Below are 17,956 nucleotides of genomic sequence, written 5' to 3'. Positions count from 1 at the left end.
CCCGGCCCTTCGTGATCCGGATCACTGCCTCCCCCGGCATTCCCGTCCTCTTCCCCGGGCACGGATACCAGGGCCCCTCTGGACAAGATCTGAGGTTAGGCTAACCTAAGCCTGATTCCAGCCAGGCGGCTGTCAGCCGCGCCCGCAGTGGCTCCGTACGCATGAAAGCAGACCCACCCATGTCGAACGCCAGAACCGCCCGCTTCTCCCGCCGCGGCCTCCTCGCCGCCGGTGGTGCACTCGGACTCGGCGCCCTCGTGACCGCGTGCGGCGGCGAGGACTCCAAGGACGGCGGCTCGGAATCGACGACCGGTGCCCAGTCCGGCCCGTGGTCCTTCAAGGACGACCGCGGCAAGAGCGTCAAGCTCGACAAGGCCCCCGCGAACATCGTGGCGTTCACCGGCGTCGCCGCCGCCCTGTACGACTACGGCGTCTCGGTCAAGGGCGTCTTCGGCCCCACCAAGACCCAGGACGGCAAGCCCGACGTCCAGGCCGGCGACATGGACATCAGCAAGGTGACCATCCTCGGCAACACCTGGGACCAGTTCAACGTCGAGAAGTACGCGGCCCTCGCGCCCGACGTGCTGATCTCCACGATGTTCGACGACGCCGGCACCCTCTGGTACGTCCCCGAGGCCTCCAAGGACAAGATCGCCAAGCTCGCCCCGAGCGTCGGCATCTCCGTCTACGACCGCCAGATCACCGCCCCGCTGCAGCGCATGTGGGAGCTCGCCGAGTCCCTCGGCGGCGACATGAAGTCCGCCAAGGCCACCGACGCCAAGAAGCGCTTCGAGGAGGCCTCCGAGCGGCTGCGCAAGGCCGCCAAGGCACACCCCGACATCAAGGTGATGGCCGGTTCGGCGAGCCAGGAGCTGTTCTACGTCTCCGGCACCAACCTCTCCATCGACCTGGAGTACTTCAAGGCCCTCGGCGTGAACTTCGTCGAGCCGCCGGAGAAGGCCAAGGCCGAGGGCGGCGGCTGGTTCGAGAGCCTGAGCTGGGAGAACGTCGACAAGTACAAGGCCGACATCATCATGATGGACGACCGCTCCTCCGCCATCCAGCCGGCGGACATCACCGAGGCGACCTGGAAGAAGCTGCCCGCGGTCAAGGCCGGTCAGGTCATCGCGCGTTCGGCGGAGCCGATCCTGTCCTACGACAAGTGCGTGCCGCTGGTGGAGAACCTGGCGAAGGCCATCGAGACCGCGAAGAAGGTCAGCTAGGCGCTCGGCGCCGCGAGGAATCCGGCCGGCCGGCGCCACGGTCCGCCGTCGAGGCCGGCCGGCCGGTTCCCGGCGCCCCCGAGGGGCGCACCCCCACACCCTGACGACGACTCAGGAGCCCACCCATGACCACCGCCGTAGCCGCCCCGTTCCGCTTCTTCTCCCTCCAGGTCGCGCGGACGAGGCGGCTCGGGCCGTCCCTGGTCCGTGTCACCTTCACCGGGCCCGATCTGCACGCCTTCCACTCCGACGGCCGCGACCAGTCGCTGTCGCTGTTCCTGCCGCACCCCGGGCAGCCCGAGCCGGTCGTGCCGCTGGAGCTCGGGGACGGCTGGTGGCAGGGCTGGCGTGAACTCCCGGACGACGTGCGGGCCGTGATGCGGTCGTACACGCTGCGCGCGCTGCGCCGCGATCCGGACGAGATCGACATCGACTTCGCCCTGCACGGCATCGGGCCGGACGCCCACGTCCAGGCCGGTCCCGCCTCCCGCTGGGCCGCGCGGGCCGCCGCCGGGGACCGGGTGCTGCTGCTCGGCCCGGCCGTCGCCGACAACCGCGCCATCCGCTTCCGGCCGCCCGGGGACACCGACCTCGTCATCGTCTGGGGCGACGAGACCGCCGTCCCGGCCGCCTCGGCCATCGTCGAGTCGCTGCCCGCCGGCACCCGGGCCCGGGTCTGGCTGGAAGTCCCGCACGCCGGGGACATCCAGGACCTGGTGACCGAGGCCGACGCCGAGATCACCTGGCTCGTCCGGGAACGCAAGTGCGCCGAGGGGTCCCCCATGGCCCTCGACGTCCTTGGCGCGGCCGAACTCCCGCCCGCCGAGCGCCCGTACGTCTGGATCGCCGGTGAGTCGGGGTGTGTGAAGGAGCTGCGCCGCCACTTCGTGCGCGAGCGCGGGATCGACCGGCGGCGGGTCACGTTCGTCGGCTATTGGCGCCGCGGCGTGACCGAGGAGCAGCTGCGCGCCGAGGGCTAGCGGTTCAGCTGTGAATCAACTGAGGCGTTCTGAGCGACCTGAGTGACCACGGTCACGACACAGCACGGTTCCCTGTGATCAAAGTTAGGTTAGGCTTACCTAAGCTGATCTGCGAAGCAGCCCGCTCCTGTCCCGCACCGGACTGTCCCCACCGGAGGACCCCCACATGCGCTCGCACCTGCTCAACGACACCACCGCGGAGCAGTACCGCCGCTCCGTGACCGAAGGAGTCGAGCGGGTGGCCGCCAAAATCGCCGCCACCGACCGGCCGTTCACCGGCGTCAGCGTCGACGCCCTCGCTCCCCGCATCGACGAGATCGACCTCGACCAGCCGCTGCACGACACCACCGCGGTGCTCGACGAACTGGAGGAGGTCTACCTCCGGGACGCGATCTACTTCCACCACCCGCGCTACCTGGCCCACCTCAACTGCCCGGTCGTCATACCGGCCGTGCTGGGCGAGGCCGTCCTGTCCGCCGTCAACTCCTCGCTGGACACCTGGGACCAGTCGGCCGGCGGCACGCTCATCGAGCGGAAACTGATCGACTGGACCACGGCCCGCATCGGTCTCGGCGAGAACGCCGACGGCGTGTTCACCTCCGGCGGCACCCAGTCCAACCTCCAGGCGCTGCTGCTCGCCCGCGAGGAGGCCAAGACCGAGGACCTGGCGAAACTGCGCGTCTTCGCCTCCGAGGTCAGCCACTTCAGCGTGAAGAAGTCCGCCAAGCTCCTCGGACTCGGCCAGGACGCCGTGGTGTCGATCCCGGTCGACCACGACAAGCGCATGCAGACCGTCGCCCTCGCCCGGGAGCTGGAGCGCTGCGCGCAGGACGGCCTCGTCCCCATGGCCGTCGTCGCCACCGCCGGCACCACCGACTTCGGCTCCATCGACCCGCTGCCCGAGATCGCCGAACTCGCCGCGCAGTACGGCACCTGGATGCACGTCGACGCCGCCTACGGCTGCGGCCTGCTCGCCTCGCTCAAGCACCGCGACCGCATCGCCGGCATCGAGCGGGCCGACTCGGTCACCGTCGACTACCACAAGTCCTTCTTCCAGCCGGTCAGTTCGTCGGCCGTGCTGGTGAGGGACGCCGCGACGCTGCGCCACGCCACGTACCACGCCGAGTACCTGAACCCGCGCCGCATGGTGCAGGAACGCATCCCCAACCAGGTCGACAAGTCCCTGCAGACCACCCGCCGCTTCGACGCCCTCAAGCTGTGGATGACGCTGCGCACCATGGGCGCCGACGGCATCGGGCAGCTCTTCGACGAGGTGTGCGAGCTGGCCCGGGAGGGCTGGCGGCTCCTCGCCGCCGACCCGCGCTTCGACGTGGTGGTCGAGCCGAGCCTGTCCACGCTCGTCTTCCGGTACATCCCGGCGAACGTCACCGACCCCGCCGAGATCGACCGCGCCAACCTCTACGCCCGCAAGGCCCTGTTCGCCTCCGGTGACGCCATCGTCGCGGGCACCAAGGTCGGCGGCCGCCACTACCTGAAGTTCACCCTGCTGAACCCCGAGACGCAGGCGTCCGACATCGCCGCCGTCCTCGACCTGATCGCCGGCCACGCCGAGCAGTACCTGGGAGAGTCCCTTGACCGCGCGTCCTGACAACCCGACCACCACCCATGACTTCGTGGGCATCGGGCTCGGCCCCTTCAACCTCGGCCTGGCCTGCCTGACCGAGCCCATCGCCGAACTCGACGGTGTCTTCCTGGAGTCGAAGCCCGACTTCGAGTGGCACGCGGGGATGTTCCTCGACGGCGCCCACCTGCAGACGCCGTTCATGTCGGACCTGGTCACCCTCGCCGACCCGACCTCGCCGTACTCCTTCCTGAACTACCTGAAGGAGAAGGGCCGGCTGTACTCGTTCTACATCCGGGAGAACTTCTACCCGCTGCGGGTCGAGTACGACGACTACTGCCGCTGGGCCGCGAGCAAACTGAGCAGCATCCGCTTCGGCACGACGGTGTCGGAGGTGACGTACGAGGACGACGTCTACGTCGTGAAGACCACGGCCGGGGACACCTACCGCGCCCGCCACCTGGTCCTCGGCACCGGAACCCCGCCCCACATCCCCGAGGCCTGCCAGGGCCTGGGCGGCGACTTCATCCACAACTCCCGCTACCTCCAGCACAAGGCGGAGCTGCGGAAGAAGGACTCCATCACGCTGGTCGGCTCGGGCCAGTCGGCCGCCGAGATCTACTACGACCTGCTCAGCGAGATCGACGTCCACGGCTACCGCCTGAACTGGGTGACGCGCTCCCCGCGCTTCTTCCCGCTGGAGTACACCAAGCTCACGCTGGAGATGACGTCCCCCGAGTACGTCGACTACTTCCGCGAGCTGCCCGAGGCCACCCGCTACCGCCTCACGGCCGAGCAGAAGGGCCTGTTCAAGGGCATCGACGGCGACCTGATCAACGAGATCTTCGACCTGCTCTACCAGAAGAACCTCGGCGGCCCGGTCCCGACGCGGCTGCTCACCAACTCCGCCCTGAAGGCGGCCTCGTACGAGAACGGAACGTACACCCTCTCCTTCCGGCAGGAGGAGCAGGAGAAGGACTTCGAGCTGACCTCCGAGGGACTGATCCTGGCCACGGGCTACCGCTACGCCGAGCCGGAGTTCCTCAAGCCGGTCCGCGACCGCCTGCGCTACGACTCCCGGGGCAACTTCGACGTGGCGCGCAACTACGCCATCGACGTCACCGGCCGGGGGATCTTCCTGCAGAACGCCGGCGTCCACACCCACAGCATCACCAGCCCCGACCTGGGCATGGGCCCCTACCGGAACGCGTACATCATCCGCGAGCTGCTCGGCACCGAGTACTACCCGGTGGAGAAGACGATCGCGTTCCAGGAGTTCTCGGTATGACCTTCACGTTCCGCCCCCTCGACCCGCTGAAGGACGCCGAGCTCCTGCACGCCTGGGTCACCCACCCCAAGGCCGCGTTCTGGATGATGCAGGACGCGCGGCTGGAGGACGTCGAGCGCGCCTACATGGAGATCGCCGCCGACGAGCACCACCACGCCGAACTCGGCCTGCGAGACGGTGTTCCCGCCTTCCTGATGGAGAAGTACGACCCGGCCCACCGCGAGCTGGTGGGCCTGTACGAGCCGCAGCCGGGCGACATCGGCATGCACTTCCTCACCCCGCCGACCGACACGCCCGTGCGCGGCTTCACCCGGTCCGTCATCACCGCCGTGATGGAGCACCTCTTCGAGGACCCGTCGGTGCAGCGGGTCGTCGTCGAGCCCGACGTGGACAACAAGGCCGTCCACGCGCTGAACGAGGCCGTCGGGTTCGTGCCCGAGCGCGAGATCCAGAAGCCCGAGAAGCGCGCGCTGCTCAGTTTCTGCACGCGCGCACAGTTCCTGGCCGCCCGAGGAGTAGCCGTATGACCCTGTCCGACGCCGTAGCGCATCTGTCCCCCCACCGCTGGGCGCGGGCCAACCGCCTCCTGATCCGCAAGGCGCTCGCCGAGTTCGCGCACGAGCGCCTCATCGCACCGGAGGCCACCGCCGAGGGCACCTACGTCGTCCGCAGCGACGACGGCCAGACCCGGTACACCTTCGCCGCGACGGTCCGCGCCCTGGACCACTGGCAGGTCGACGCCGAGTCGATCACCCGCCACCGGGACGGCACCGAACTCCCGCTCGCCGCCCTGGACTTCTTCATCGAGCTGCGGAGTTCCCTCGGCCTGAGCGACAGCATCCTGCCGGTCTACCTGGAGGAGATCTCCTCCACCCTCTCCGGCACCTGCTACAAGCTCACCAAGCCGCAGACCACCGCGGCCGAGCTGGCCCGCGCCGACTTCCAGACCATCGAGACCTCGATGACCGAGGGCCACCCCTGCTTCGTCGCCAACAACGGACGGCTCGGCTTCGGCATCCACGAGTACCTGTCGTACGCCCCGGAGACGGCGAGCCCCGTCCGGCTCGTCTGGCTGGCGGCCCACCGCTCGCGGGCCGCGTTCACGGCCGGCGTCGGCATCGAGTACGAGTCCTTCGTGCGGCAGGAGCTGGGCGCGCAGACGGTCGAACGGTTCCACGGCGTCCTGCGCGAGCGGGACCTGGATCCGGCCGACTACCTGCTCATCCCGGTCCACCCCTGGCAGTGGTGGAACAAGCTCTCCGTCACCTTCGCCGCCGAGGTCGCCCGCGGGCACCTGGTGTGCCTGGGCGAGGGCGACGACGAGTACCTGGCCCAGCAGTCCATCCGGACCTTCTTCAACCGGACCAGCCCCGAGAAGCACTACGTGAAGACGGCCCTGTCCGTCATCAACATGGGCTTCATGCGCGGTCTGTCGGCGGCCTACATGGAGGCCACCCCGGCGATCAACGACTGGCTGGCCCAGCTCATCGAGGGCGACCCGGTGCTGAAGTCCACGGGCCTGTCGATCATCCGGGAGCGGGCGGCGGTCGGCTACCGGCACCTGGAGTACGAGCAGGCGACGGACCGCTACTCGCCGTACCGCAAGATGCTCGCCGCGCTGTGGCGGGAGAGCCCGGTGCCGTCCCTCCAGGAGGGCGAGCAACTGGCCACCATGGCCTCGCTGGTCCACGTCGACCACCAGGGGTCCTCCGTCGCGGGCGCGCTGATCGAGCGGTCGGGCCTCGCCCCCACCGAGTGGCTGCGCCGCTACCTCCAGGCGTACTTCACCCCGCTGCTGCACAGCTTCTACGCCTACGACCTGGTCTTCATGCCGCACGGCGAGAACGTCATCCTCGTGCTGAAGGACGGGGTGGTGCAGCGGGCGATCTACAAGGACATCGCCGAGGAGATCGCGGTCATGGACCCGGACGCGGTGCTGCCGCCGACGGTCGAGCGGCTGCGCGTGGAGGTCCCGGAGGACAAGAAACTCCTGTCGATCTTCACGGACGTCTTCGACTGCTTCTTCCGCTTCCTCGCGGCGAACCTCGCCACCGAGGGGATCCTCCAGGAGGACGACTTCTGGCGCACGGTCGCGGAGGTCACCCGCGCCTACCAGGAGTCGGCGCCCGAACTGGCCGACAAGTTCGAGCAGTACGACATGTTCGCCCCCGAGTTCGCCCTGTCCTGCCTGAACCGCCTGCAGCTGCGCAACAACCAGCAGATGGTGGACCTCGCGGACCCGTCCGGCGCCCTGCAGCTGGTGGGCACCCTGAAGAATCCCATCGCGGACTTCTGACCCGGAAGCAGACGGGCCCCCGGTGTACGGTCCACCGGGGGCCCGTCCTACCTTCGGGGGCGCGGGGAACTGCGCGACCAGCCCTCACGCACCCGCGGCCGCATCACTGCCCGGCGGTCCCCCACGGCACCTGCGGCGACCGATACCACCGCATCCCCAGGGCGTCCCACCGCTCGGCCTGCGCGGCAAGCCGCACCCTGTACCGCTCCCAGTCGTGCGAGGCCGCCGGCGACCACCCCAGCTCGGCCACGCCGGGCAGCCGCGGGAACGCCATGTACTCGATCTGCCCGGAGTCCTCCAGGGTCTCCGACCACATCGGCGCCTCCACCCCCCGCACGGCACCGGCCGGCACCCCGGGCAGATACGCCCCCGGGTCCCAGTCGTAGGACCGCCGCACCTCGACGTACCCCGCCCAGGACAGCCCCAGCGGCGTGTCCTTCGTGTACTTCATGTCGAGGTACACCCGGTCCGCCGGGGACAGGATCAGCCCCGTCCCGCTCTGCGCGGCCTTCACGACCTGCGCCTTCTCCTCCGGGCTCGTCCGGTCAAGGCCCCAGTACTGCGCGAGGGCGCCCCTGGCCGGGGCGGCCCCGGTCAGCTGGTGCCAGCCGACCACCGTCTTGCCGTACTTCGCGACGACCGGCTGCACCCGGTCCATGAACTTCACGTAGTCCTCGTGGCTGGTGGAGTGCGCCTCGTCGCCCCCGATGTGCAGGTACCTGCCCGGGGTGAGCGCGGCCAGCTCCCGGATCACGTCGTCGACGAAGTCGTACGTGATCTCCTTGCCGACGCACAGCGAGCTGAAGCCGACCTCGGTGCCGGTGTACAGCGGCGGGGCCACGCCGTCGCAGTTCAGCTCGGCGTAGGAGGCGAGGGCCGCGTTGGTGTGGCCGGGCATGTCGATCTCGGGGACGACCTCCAGGTAGCGGGAGGCGGCGTAGCGCACGATCTCCTTGTACTGCGCCTTGGTGTAGTAGCCGCCGGGGCCGCCGCCGACCTCGGTGGAGCCGCCGTACGTTGCCAGGCGCGGCCAGGAGTCGACGGCGATGCGCCAGCCCTGGTCGTCGCTGAGGTGCAGATGCAGCTTGTTGATCTTGTACAGGGCGAGCTGGTCGATGTACCGCTTGACCTGGCCGACGGTGAAGAAGTGCCGGGAGACGTCGAGCATGGCACCGCGCCAGCCGTAGCGCGGGCTGTCCTCGATCGTGCCGCCGGCGACCAGCCAGGGCCCGGGCTGCACGGTGTCCTTCTCGACGGCCGCGGGCAGCAGCTGGCGCAGGGTCTGCACGCCGTGGAAGAGACCCGCGGGGGTCCTGGCGCTGATCGTGAGGGACCGGGCGTCGCTGTTCAGGCGGTAGCCCTCGGGGCCGAAGTCGCCGTGTGCGAGCCGGAGCTGGATGCCGCCCCGGCCGTGCGTGGTGACCGGCAGGCGGTAGCCGGTCGAGGGCCGCAGCAGGTCCGCGAGGTACTCGGCGACACCCCGCGCCTCCCGCGAGCCGTCGACGCGGATGTGCGTTCCGCGGGTGATCCGGTACGGGGCGCCGCCGGGATCGGCCGAGGCCGGCGCGGGGACGACCCGGTCGAGCGGGGTGGGGTCCGCCGCCCGGGCCGGGGTGGCCTGGGTGACGCCGACGCCCACCGCGACGAGCAGCAGGGAGCCGAGAAGGCGAAGTGTTCTGTGGCGCTGTCTGACAAGACCGTCTCTCACAAAACCGTCCCTTTCGTGAGCCGTTGAGCTCCAAGAGGTCTGGACCACTATCCCGGGACATGGGTGAAACAATCCACCCCATGGCGGAAATCATCCAGAAGGACGGCTCGTGGATCTTCGACGGCGACGCCCTGCGGCTGACCCCCGGGCGGGACAAGAACGTCAGTCTGCTGCGCAGGGAACTGGGTGAACTCATTGTCCCGCTGGGTGCGTTGGCGGGCATCTCGCTGGAGCAGGGGAAGAAGAGCGGCCGGCTGCGGCTGCGCCTGCGCGACGGCGCCGACCCGCTGCTGCACGCGACCGGCGGGCGGCTCACCGAGCCCCACGACCCGTACCAGCTGATCGTCGAGTCCGACCGCTACGGGGTCGCCGAGTACTTCACGGACGAGGTCCGCAACGCGCTCCTGCTGGACCAGGTGCCGTCCGGCCCGGTGACCGAGTACCTGCTGCCGGGCCCGGCCGTGCCTCTGTCGGTCTCCGCCGGGGACGGCACCGCGAGCTTCGACGGCGAGCGCATACGCCTGGAGTGGAACTGGAAGACGGAGGACGCCAAGGCCGCCGCCGGTGTGCGCACCCTCGCGCTCACCGACATCACGGGCGTGGAGTGGCACCCGGCGGTGGGCCTGGAGAACGGCTGCCTCCGCTTCGCCGTGCGCAACGCGCCGGCCAGGACTCCACCCAAGTACGACCCCAACGCCGTGGAGCTGTGGGGTTTCAGGAAGGACCCGCTGATGGCGCTGGTCGCCGCGGCGGTCCAGGCCAGGCTTCCGCACCCGGCCCGGGCCGCCGCCGACGGCGTGGCGGACGCGCGACCGGAACCGTCCTCTGCCCCGGCCCCTGCCGCCGAGGACGACCACGACGCCCTGCTGCGCCGGCTGCGCGAGCTCGGTGAGCTGCACCGCACGGGTGTGCTCACGGACGACGAGTTCGCGCTGGCCAAGCAGGCGGTCCTCAAGCGGATGTAGCTCCCCGCGAGGGAACCGGGCGGGTGCTACTTCGCCCGGCGGGCCACCGTGAAGTGGTCCACCTGCTCCCCGCTCTCGGCGATGCCGCGCACCGTCAGGGTGGCGAGGCGTCCCTTCGGGGCGGGGGTGACGTCCACGCGCAGGAAGGAGTAGTCGAGGTAGCGCACCCGGGACCAGGCCACGGTTTCGTTCCGCCTGCCGCCCTCGACGTTGACGAACGAGGCCACGGAGTCGACCTCGTGCTCGTTGCCCTCGTAGGACAGCGGAGCGCTGAACGCGTAGAGGCTGCGGCCGGCCGCACCGGCGGTCACGTAGACCACGCCGTCGGTCTCGGGATAGGCCGTGCCGCCGATCGGGAGCTTCCTGGCGACCTCGCCGCCCTTGATCACGTCGGTGCGCTCGTACTGGTGGTTGTGACCGTTGACGACCAGGTCCACCGTGTACTTCTCGAACAGCGGCACCCACTCCTGCCGCACCCCGCCCTCGGAGGCGTGCGAGGTGGAGGTGCAGTAGGCGCAGTGGTGGAAGAAGACGACGACGAAGTCGATGTCGTGCGCGGCCCGGTACTTCCTCAGCTGCGCCTCCAGCCACCTGGTCTGGGTGCCGCCGGAGACGCCCAGGTTGGCGGGGATCTCGAAGGAGACGTCGTTGGCGTCGAGCGAGATGACGGCCGTGTTGCCGTAGGTGAAGGAGTAGACGCCCGGCAGGTTCCTCTTGTCGGGTCCGTTGTCCGGGAGGGTCCAACGGGCCTGCTCTCCCCCGTAGCCGCCCGGCGAGTACCAGGCCTCCATGTCGTGGTTGCCGTAGGCGGGCATCCACGGCACCGACTTGGCGACGGACTCGGTCTGGGCGAGGAACTGGTCCCACACCCGCGCGTCGAAGCCGGTGTCGTCGGCCCTGCCCTGCCCGGCCGGGTCGCCGTAGGCGATGTCGCCGGCGTGCAGGTGGAAGGCCGGGTTCTGGCCGAGCAGCAGGCTGTTGTTGGCCAGCGCGTGGTAGCTGACACCCTCGTCGCCGAAGGCCGTGAAGGTGAACGGCTTCTTGTGGGCGGGAGCGGTGGTGAAGGTGCCGAGGGTGCCCAGCAGGTGCGGCTCGGCCGGGTCGAAGCCCTGGTGGCCGACGCCGTAGTAGTAGGTCCGGCCCGGGCGCAGGTGGGTCAGCTTCGCGTGGACGTAGTACTGGGTGTGGTTCCCGCCGACGCCGACGCCGGCGGGGGTGAAGAGGGTGCGGACCTCGGCGTCGATCCTGCGGGAGAGGTCCGTGGGGTGGGTGCCGATCCGGATGAACGGCTTCCTCACTGCGACCGGGACCTGCCAGGAGACGGTCATCTCCGTGCGCGGGTCGGTGCCGTAGGCGAGGTGGCGGCCGAAGGGGGCGACGAGCGCTCCGTCGACGGCCTCGGTGGCGGGTGCGGTGCGGGCGGTCGGCACGGCGGCCCGGGCGGTGGCGCCGGGCACGAACGCGCCACCCGTGACGGCGCCGAGCGTCACGGCGCCGCCTGCGATCACCGTGCGCCGGGAGAACCGGGCGCGCAGGTACTCGTGCTGCTCGGCCATGGTCATGCGCTCGGCGAGCCGCTCGGGTACGCCCATACGAGGAGTGTCCATGGCGTCCAAAAATCGACGCCTCGGGCAACGGGGTGCGGGACGTCCGGTGGACGCCTCACGAACAGGCCCTCATGACCGGTTCAACGTTCTCCCAAAGAACCCCCACAGTCGCTTGCCCGAATCCGGGCAGAATTCTTGCGAAAGCGTCGCCGGTACCCCAGGATCTAGCGAGTGCACGACGAACTCGTAGATCATCTGACGCGGTCCACCGCCCTCAGCCGGGGCGAGGCGCTGCGCGTGATCCAGGACGTGCTCGCCTACTTCGACGAGACGACCGAGGAGTACGTCCGTCGCCGCCACCGCGAGCTCCAGGCCCAGGGCCTGGTCAACGCGGCGATCTTCGAGCGGATCGAGGCGGACCTCAAATACCGCGCGGTGGCCCCGCCGGAGCTCTCGCTCCGGCAGCTGCGGCGCATCGTCTACGGCTAGGAATACGTATACATGTGCGGAATCGTCGGTTACATCGGGAAGCGTGACGTCGCGCCCCTGCTCCTGGAGGGCCTGCAGCGCCTGGAGTACCGCGGCTACGACTCCGCGGGCATCGTCGTCACGTCCCCGAAGACGTCCGGCCTGAAGATGGTCAAGGCCAAGGGCCGCGTCCGCGACCTGGAGGCCAAGGTCCCGGCCCGCTTCAAGGGCACCACCGGCATCGCCCACACCCGCTGGGCCACCCACGGCGCCCCGTCCGACGTGAACGCCCACCCGCACCTGGACGCCGAGGGCAAGGTCGCCGTCGTCCACAACGGCATCATCGACAACGCCTCCGACCTGCGCCGCAAGCTGGAGGCGGACGGCGTCGAGTTCCTCTCCGAGACCGACACCGAGGTCCTGGTCCACCTCATCGCCCGCTCACAGGCGACCAAGCTGGAGGACAAGGTCCGCGAGACCCTCCGGCTCATCGAGGGCACGTACGGCATCGCCGTGATGCACGCCGACTTCCCCGACCGCATCGTCGTCGCCCGCAACGGCTCCCCGGTCGTCCTCGGCATCGGCGAGAAGGAGATGTTCGTCGCCTCCGACATCGCCGCGCTGGTCGCCCACACGCGGCAGATCGTCACCCTCGACGACGGCGAGATGGCCACCCTCAAGGCCGACGACTTCCGCACCTACACCACCGAGGGCACCCGCACCACCGCCGAGCCCACCACCGTCGAGTGGGAGGCCGCCTCCTACGACATGGGCGGCCACGACACCTACATGCACAAGGAGATCCACGAGCAGGCCGACGCCGTGGACCGCGTGCTGCGCGGCCGCATCGACGACCGCTTCTCCACCGTCCACCTGGGCGGCCTCAACCTGGACGCCCGCGAGGCCCGGCGCATCCGCCGCGTGAAGATCCTCGGCTGCGGCACCTCGTACCACGCGGGCATGATCGGCGCCCAGATGATCGAGGAGCTGGCCCGCATCCCCGCCGACGCCGAGCCCGCCTCCGAGTTCCGCTACCGCAACGCGGTCGTCGACCCCGACACCCTCTACGTCGCCGTCTCCCAGTCCGGCGAGACCTATGACGTGCTGGCCGCCGTGCAGGAGCTCAAGCGCAAGGGCGCCCGCGTCCTGGGCGTGGTGAACGTGGTCGGCTCGGCGATCGCCCGCGAGGCCGACGGCGGCATCTACGTGCACGCCGGCCCCGAGGTCTGCGTCGTCTCCACCAAGTGCTTCACCAACACCACGGTCGCCTTCGCCCTCCTCGCCCTGCACCTGGGCCGCACCCGCGACCTGTCGGTCCGCGACGGCAAGCGGATCATCGAGGGCCTGCGCAGGCTGCCCGCGCAGATCGCCGAGATCATGGAGCAGGAGGAGGACGTCAAGAAGCTGGCCCAGCAGTTCGCCGACGCCCGCTCGATGCTCTTCATCGGCCGCGTCCGGGGCTACCCGGTGGCCCGCGAAGCCTCCCTGAAGCTCAAGGAGGTCTCGTACATCCACGCCGAGGCCTACCCGGCCTCCGAGCTCAAGCACGGCCCCCTGGCCCTGATCGAGCCGGCCCTGCCCACGGTCGCCATCGTCCCCGACGACGATCTGCTGGAGAAGAACCGCGCCGCCATGGAGGAGATCAAGGCCCGCAGCGGCAAGATCCTCGCGGTCGCCCACCAGCACCAGGAGAAGGCCGACGAGACGATCGTCGTCCCGAAGAACGAGGACGAGCTGGACCCGATCCTGATGGGCATCCCGCTCCAGCTCCTCGCCTACCACACGGCGTTGGCCCTGGGCAGGGACATCGACAAGCCCCGCAACCTGGCCAAGTCGGTGACGGTGGAGTAACCGACCTGCCCCCCTGAAGGGGCGCGGGGAACTGCGCGATCGGCCCCTCCCGCACCAGCACAGGCCGGACAACAGGACGGACCCCCACGCGCCGCCAGGGTACGCGGGGGTCCGTTTTCATCGCCGGGGAGCCGCCCAACTCCCCGGCCGGCGCGGCTAACCGGTGGCCGTCACACCCCGGCCCGCAGCGCGTCGCGGAAGCGCCGTCGGCCAGTGCGCCAACGCCGCCGTCGCGGCGTACCAGGCCACCGCACCCGCGGCGACGGCGAACCAGCCCGAGACCTTCGCGAGCCCGTCGTTCTCCGCGAACGCGGCGACCGCGAGGAGCAGCAGCGACACGAAGAACAGCCCGTACACGCCCCGGCCGAGCCGATCCCCGCCCGCCAGTGTGAGGGACAGCGCCACCAGGGCGAACAACAGCAGGAACAGCCCCGCCTCGTTACCGGAGGCGACCTCGGTCACGGCCCAGGTGAACCACAGTGCCCCGAGTACGGAGAACGCCGTACCACCGGCGACGTCACCCTCGCGCAGGGCCACCAGTCCGGCGACGAAGAGGGCGACTCCGCCCACGTACTGGGCGACTGACGCCACGTCAGAGGCTGACACCCCGTCGATCACGGCGGTGTTCCCCAGCCCGAAGGCCAACAGGGTGATGGCGAGGGCGAGTCGACCGGCCACGGTCGTGATGCCGCTTCCCGCAAAGACGTCTTTGTCCACGGCGGGCTCCCTTCGTGCAGTGGTGCGGTGTCCCATATATGCCCTTCACAAGAGCACAAACACCTCTACGCGTGAGGAGATTCACGCGTCGCACAAGGGAGTTGGCCGACTGCGGCGAGATCAGGGGATGACGACCACGGGCCGCTGCGCCCGCTTGGCGAGCCGTCCGGCGACGGAGCCGAAGATGCGGCCCACGATGCCGTGCGTGGACCCGACGACGATCGCGTCGGCCTCGTACTCCCGCCCGACCTCTTCGAGTTCGTGGCAGATGTCGCCGCCGCGCTCGACGAGGATCCAGGGCACCTCGGCGAGGTAGTCCGCACAGGCGAGTTCCAGACCGAGCACCTCCGTGCGGTGGTCCGGGACGTCCACGAACACCGGCGGCTCGCAGCCGGCCCACACCGTGGTGGGCAGCCGGTTGGCGACGTGGACGATGATCAGGCCCGACCCGGAGCGATGAGCCATGCCGATCGCGTAGGCCAGGGCGCGCTCGCTGGAAGTGGAGCCGTCGAAGCCGACCACGACCCCGTGCTTGAAGGCGGGATCGCAGGAATGGCGTGGCTCTTCCGCCGCCAGGGGCTCGGCCGCCGTGGGATCGGCGACGGGCCGCTTGCGGTCCGCGGGTTCGAAGAATTCGTGACCGGCCATGGCTGTCTCGGCGTTGTGATCCTTTTATGGGTGGCCCGCGAGCGGAGCTCGCTGACGAGTGCAGCGGTGAGCGGCGGAGCTGTGTCCGGGAATGGTCTTCCCAAGCCCATACCCCCAAGGGTACGGCGGCACGCCTCCTTAGCCCAGATCCCGCCCGCCGTGCGTGCGGGTTCCAGGGAGCATGCACGAGCCGACGCCCGTAACGCAATGGTTGCTGCGCTGTACAGGCGGTTTGCACGGGATTCACTTACCCGCGGGGGTGATCCGGTACCCGCGGGGGTGATCCGGCCGCACAGTGACCGACGCCCCGGCCGCGCGTTGAACCCCATGAGCCACGCCACAGGGAGCCCACCATGTCCGGACCCCGTCCCGCCTCCGAGGCGGGCCGCGCGACCCCGCCGCCGCGGGACAGCGCCACGGAGGTGGTCCGCTGGGCGGCCTTCAGCTGCCTGCTCGTCCCGGTCGTGCTCCTCGCCTACGGCACCTCGCTCGCGGGCGCCGTCGGCACGGCCCTCGGGCTCGCCGCCGTCACGGGCGCCTGCCGCGTCCTGCTGCGCCAGTCCGAGCGCGGCGCCGCCCGTCTGGCCGCCGAGGACCGGGCGCCCCACCGGGGCCGGCACCACCGCACCGGCACGGGGTCGCACCGGGGCGGACGGCACACTGGAGGAGATACACCGGTCGGTTGACCGGTTTCCGTGCACGCGCGCGTCGGTTTTCAGCCAACTTCCGGCACCCCCGCATCCCCCTGCCGAAACACCCCCCATCCCCCGTTCGACCTGCACGGAAAGGGCCTCAAGGGCCCTGCGCACCCTACGTGGATTGGCCACCGCGACAAGGCGCACTTCCCTGCACGCCCCACGAGTGCAACGCTTCGTGATCGAATGCTTCACGCCAAGTTGCCAAGTCGACAATGTGCCGAGTGCCGAACCGGCCACTTCGGCACGACGGGACACAGTAGATTCGATCTTGACTGTCTACGGCGGGGGACTCGTGCAGGACCGAGGGGAAACGTGCAGGAGCGACACAACCGAGGAGCCGCGACCACCGAGGGGGGCTTAGCAGTATGAGCCACGACTCCACTGCCGCGCCGGAAACCGCGGCCCGGAAACTCTCCGGGCGACGCCGCAAGGAGATCGTCGCGGTGCTGCTGTTCAGCGGCGGCCCCATCTTCGAGAGTTCCATACCGTTGTCGGTGTTCGGGATTGACCGCCAGGACGCCGGCGTGCCGCGCTACCGACTGCTGGTGTGCGGCGGCGAGGACGGCCCACTGCGGACCACAGGGGGCCTGGAACTCACCGCACCGCATGGCCTGGAAGCGATCTCGCGCGCGGGCACGGTCGTCGTGCCGGCCTGGCGCTCGATCACTTCTCCGCCACCGGACGAGGCGCTCGACGCGCTGCGCCGCGCCCACGAGGAGGGTGCCCGCATCGTCGGGCTGTGCACCGGCGCCTTCGTCCTCGCGGCGGCGGGCCTGCTGGACGGCCGCCCGGCGACGACACACTGGATGTACGCGCCGACGCTGGCCAAGCGCTACCCGTCCGTGCACGTCGATCCACGGGAACTCTTCGTGGACGACGGCGACGTGCTCACGTCGGCGGGCACGGCGGCCGGAATCGATCTCTGTCTCCACATCGTGCGGACGGACCACGGCAACGAGGCGGCCGGGGCCCTGGCCCGCCGCCTGGTGGTCCCACCGCGCCGGTCCGGCGGGCAGGAGCGCTACCTCGACAGGTCTTTACCCGAGGAGATCGGCGCCGACCCGCTCGCCGAGGTCGTCGCCTGGGCGCTGGAGCACCTCCACGAGCAGTTCGACGTGGAGACCCTGGCGGCACGCGCGTACATGAGCCGGCGTACGTTCGACCGCCGCTTCCGCTCGCTGACCGGGAGCGCGCCGCTGCAGTGGCTGATCACGCAGCGGGTGCTCCAGGCGCAGCGCCTGCTGGAGACGTCGGACTACTCGGTGGACGAGGTGGCGGGCCGCTGCGGCTTCCGCTCACCGGTGGCTCTGCGCGGCCACTTCCGCCGTCAGCTGGGCTCGTCCCCGGCCGCGTACCGGGCGGCGTACCGCGCCCGGCGCCCGCAGGGCGAGCGGCCCCAGGACACCGAGGCCGCCCCGGGCGGCTCCGGGCCCGGCATGCAGGGCCACCCGGGGCACGGCGGGCACCCCGGCCAGTCCGGTCAGCCACCGGCGCCGCTGCATCCGGAGCACCCGGTCCCGCTCCAGTCCCGCCGCACGGCGGCCGCGAGCGCGGTCGGAGCGTCCCCGGCCCTGTCGGCCAGCCTCCCGGGCCAGCGCAGCGCGACGTGAACGGCCGATGGGGCCCGCGAGGAGCACACCTCCTCGCGGGCCCCGCGGCTTCTCCCTGCCCGGCTCCGCGCAGTCGCGGGCGGATCGCGGCGACGCACCTCTGCCGACACACGCCCACCGGACCTACCGGATCTCACGGCCCGCCCCCGCCCGGCCCCTCCCGCCGGCACCACCGCGCCACGCGGCCCCGCGCCGTTCCCGGCCGACCTTCCCGGCCGACCTTCCCGGCCCGGCCCCGCCCACGATCCCGGGCGGCCATTCCCGGCCCGGCCCGCACCCGCACCCGGCGCGGCCCGCCACACCGCCCCCACCACCCCCGCCCGTCATTCCCGCACGGCCGGTTCAGCCCGCGCCAGGGCGCCGTAAGGTTAGGGA

At 70.5% G+C, this 17,956-nt stretch carries 15 protein-coding genes; 11 read left to right on the top strand and 4 right to left on the bottom strand.

Features of this window, described 5'->3' with window-relative positions; translation table 11 throughout:
* Positions 1-179 precede the first annotated feature (179 nt).
* The 6 genes from RIN80_RS03535 (at position 180) to RIN80_RS03510 (ending at position 7,369) form a co-directional block, all read left to right on the top strand.
* Entirely contained in the window at positions 180-1,223 is a 1,044-nt protein-coding gene (locus RIN80_RS03535; RefSeq protein ID WP_309093975.1) for an ABC transporter substrate-binding protein, read from the top strand.
* A 125-nt stretch (positions 1,224-1,348) separates the two neighbouring features.
* Positions 1,349-2,203: a siderophore-interacting protein gene (locus tag RIN80_RS03530; RefSeq protein WP_309093974.1), complete on the top strand. Its 855-nt coding sequence runs from the start codon at positions 1,349-1,351 to the stop codon at positions 2,201-2,203.
* 166 nt (positions 2,204-2,369) lie between these two features.
* A complete protein-coding gene (desA, locus tag RIN80_RS03525) occupies positions 2,370-3,812 on the top strand; it encodes a lysine decarboxylase DesA (RefSeq protein ID WP_309093973.1) in 1,443 nt (480 codons plus the stop codon).
* Positions 3,796-5,073 (top strand): lysine N(6)-hydroxylase/L-ornithine N(5)-oxygenase family protein, encoded by a 1,278-nt coding sequence (locus RIN80_RS03520; RefSeq protein ID WP_309093972.1) that lies wholly within the window; start codon positions 3,796-3,798, stop codon positions 5,071-5,073. Before desA ends, RIN80_RS03520 begins: the two co-directional genes overlap by 17 nt.
* Positions 5,070-5,600: a GNAT family N-acetyltransferase gene (locus tag RIN80_RS03515; RefSeq protein WP_309093971.1), complete on the top strand. Its 531-nt coding sequence runs from the start codon at positions 5,070-5,072 to the stop codon at positions 5,598-5,600. The genes RIN80_RS03520 and RIN80_RS03515 overlap by 4 nt, the downstream gene beginning before the upstream one ends.
* Positions 5,597-7,369, top strand: coding sequence for an IucA/IucC family siderophore biosynthesis protein (locus RIN80_RS03510; RefSeq protein WP_309093970.1), 1,773 nt, complete (start codon positions 5,597-5,599; stop codon positions 7,367-7,369). Before RIN80_RS03515 ends, RIN80_RS03510 begins: the two co-directional genes overlap by 4 nt.
* Before the next feature lie 103 nt (positions 7,370-7,472).
* Here RIN80_RS03510 and RIN80_RS03505 read toward each other — a convergent pair whose 3' ends face one another.
* Positions 7,473-9,077, bottom strand: a complete 1,605-nt coding sequence (locus RIN80_RS03505; RefSeq protein WP_309093969.1) for a beta-N-acetylhexosaminidase — start codon at positions 9,075-9,077, stop codon at positions 7,473-7,475.
* Positions 9,078-9,157: 80 nt separating this feature from the next.
* Here RIN80_RS03505 and RIN80_RS03500 point away from each other — a divergent pair, with 80 nt between their 5' ends.
* A complete protein-coding gene (locus RIN80_RS03500) occupies positions 9,158-10,042 on the top strand; it encodes a DUF4429 domain-containing protein (protein WP_309093968.1) in 885 nt (294 codons plus the stop codon).
* 26 nt (positions 10,043-10,068) lie between these two features.
* Here the strand turns inward: RIN80_RS03500 and RIN80_RS03495 are convergent, their stop codons facing one another.
* Positions 10,069-11,634: a metallophosphoesterase family protein gene (locus RIN80_RS03495; protein ID WP_309093967.1), complete on the bottom strand. Its 1,566-nt coding sequence runs from the start codon at positions 11,632-11,634 to the stop codon at positions 10,069-10,071.
* Positions 11,635-11,820: 186 nt separating this feature from the next.
* Between RIN80_RS03495 and RIN80_RS03490 the strand changes: the two genes are divergently transcribed.
* Positions 11,821-12,078, top strand: coding sequence for a hypothetical protein (locus RIN80_RS03490; protein WP_031130491.1), 258 nt, complete (start codon positions 11,821-11,823; stop codon positions 12,076-12,078).
* A gap of 12 nt (positions 12,079-12,090) precedes the next feature.
* Entirely contained in the window at positions 12,091-13,908 is a 1,818-nt protein-coding gene (gene glmS / locus RIN80_RS03485) for a glutamine--fructose-6-phosphate transaminase (isomerizing) (protein WP_309093966.1), read from the top strand.
* 156 nt (positions 13,909-14,064) lie between these two features.
* Here glmS and RIN80_RS03480 read toward each other — a convergent pair whose 3' ends face one another.
* Both RIN80_RS03480 and RIN80_RS03475 read right to left on the bottom strand, forming a co-directional pair.
* Positions 14,065-14,625: a GPR1/FUN34/YaaH family transporter gene (locus RIN80_RS03480; RefSeq protein WP_309093965.1), complete on the bottom strand. Its 561-nt coding sequence runs from the start codon at positions 14,623-14,625 to the stop codon at positions 14,065-14,067.
* Positions 14,626-14,745: 120 nt separating this feature from the next.
* On the bottom strand, positions 14,746-15,273 hold the full coding sequence (locus tag RIN80_RS03475; protein ID WP_031114250.1) for a universal stress protein: 528 nt from the start codon (positions 15,271-15,273) through the stop codon (positions 14,746-14,748).
* A 353-nt stretch (positions 15,274-15,626) separates the two neighbouring features.
* Here RIN80_RS03475 and RIN80_RS03470 point away from each other — a divergent pair, with 353 nt between their 5' ends.
* Both RIN80_RS03470 and RIN80_RS03465 read left to right on the top strand, forming a co-directional pair.
* Positions 15,627-15,959 carry a hypothetical protein gene (locus RIN80_RS03470; RefSeq protein ID WP_309093964.1) on the top strand — a complete coding sequence of 111 codons (333 nt, stop codon included), beginning with the start codon at positions 15,627-15,629 and terminating at the stop codon, positions 15,957-15,959.
* A gap of 377 nt (positions 15,960-16,336) precedes the next feature.
* Positions 16,337-17,581, top strand: coding sequence for a helix-turn-helix domain-containing protein (locus tag RIN80_RS03465; RefSeq protein WP_309093963.1), 1,245 nt, complete (start codon positions 16,337-16,339; stop codon positions 17,579-17,581).
* Positions 17,582-17,956: the final 375 nt, after the last annotated feature.

It is taken from the genome of Streptomyces sp. (genome assembly GCF_031181705.1).
Lineage (GTDB): Bacteria > Actinomycetota > Actinomycetes > Streptomycetales > Streptomycetaceae > Streptomyces.
This window is presented reverse-complemented; position numbering and strand designations above follow the sequence as displayed.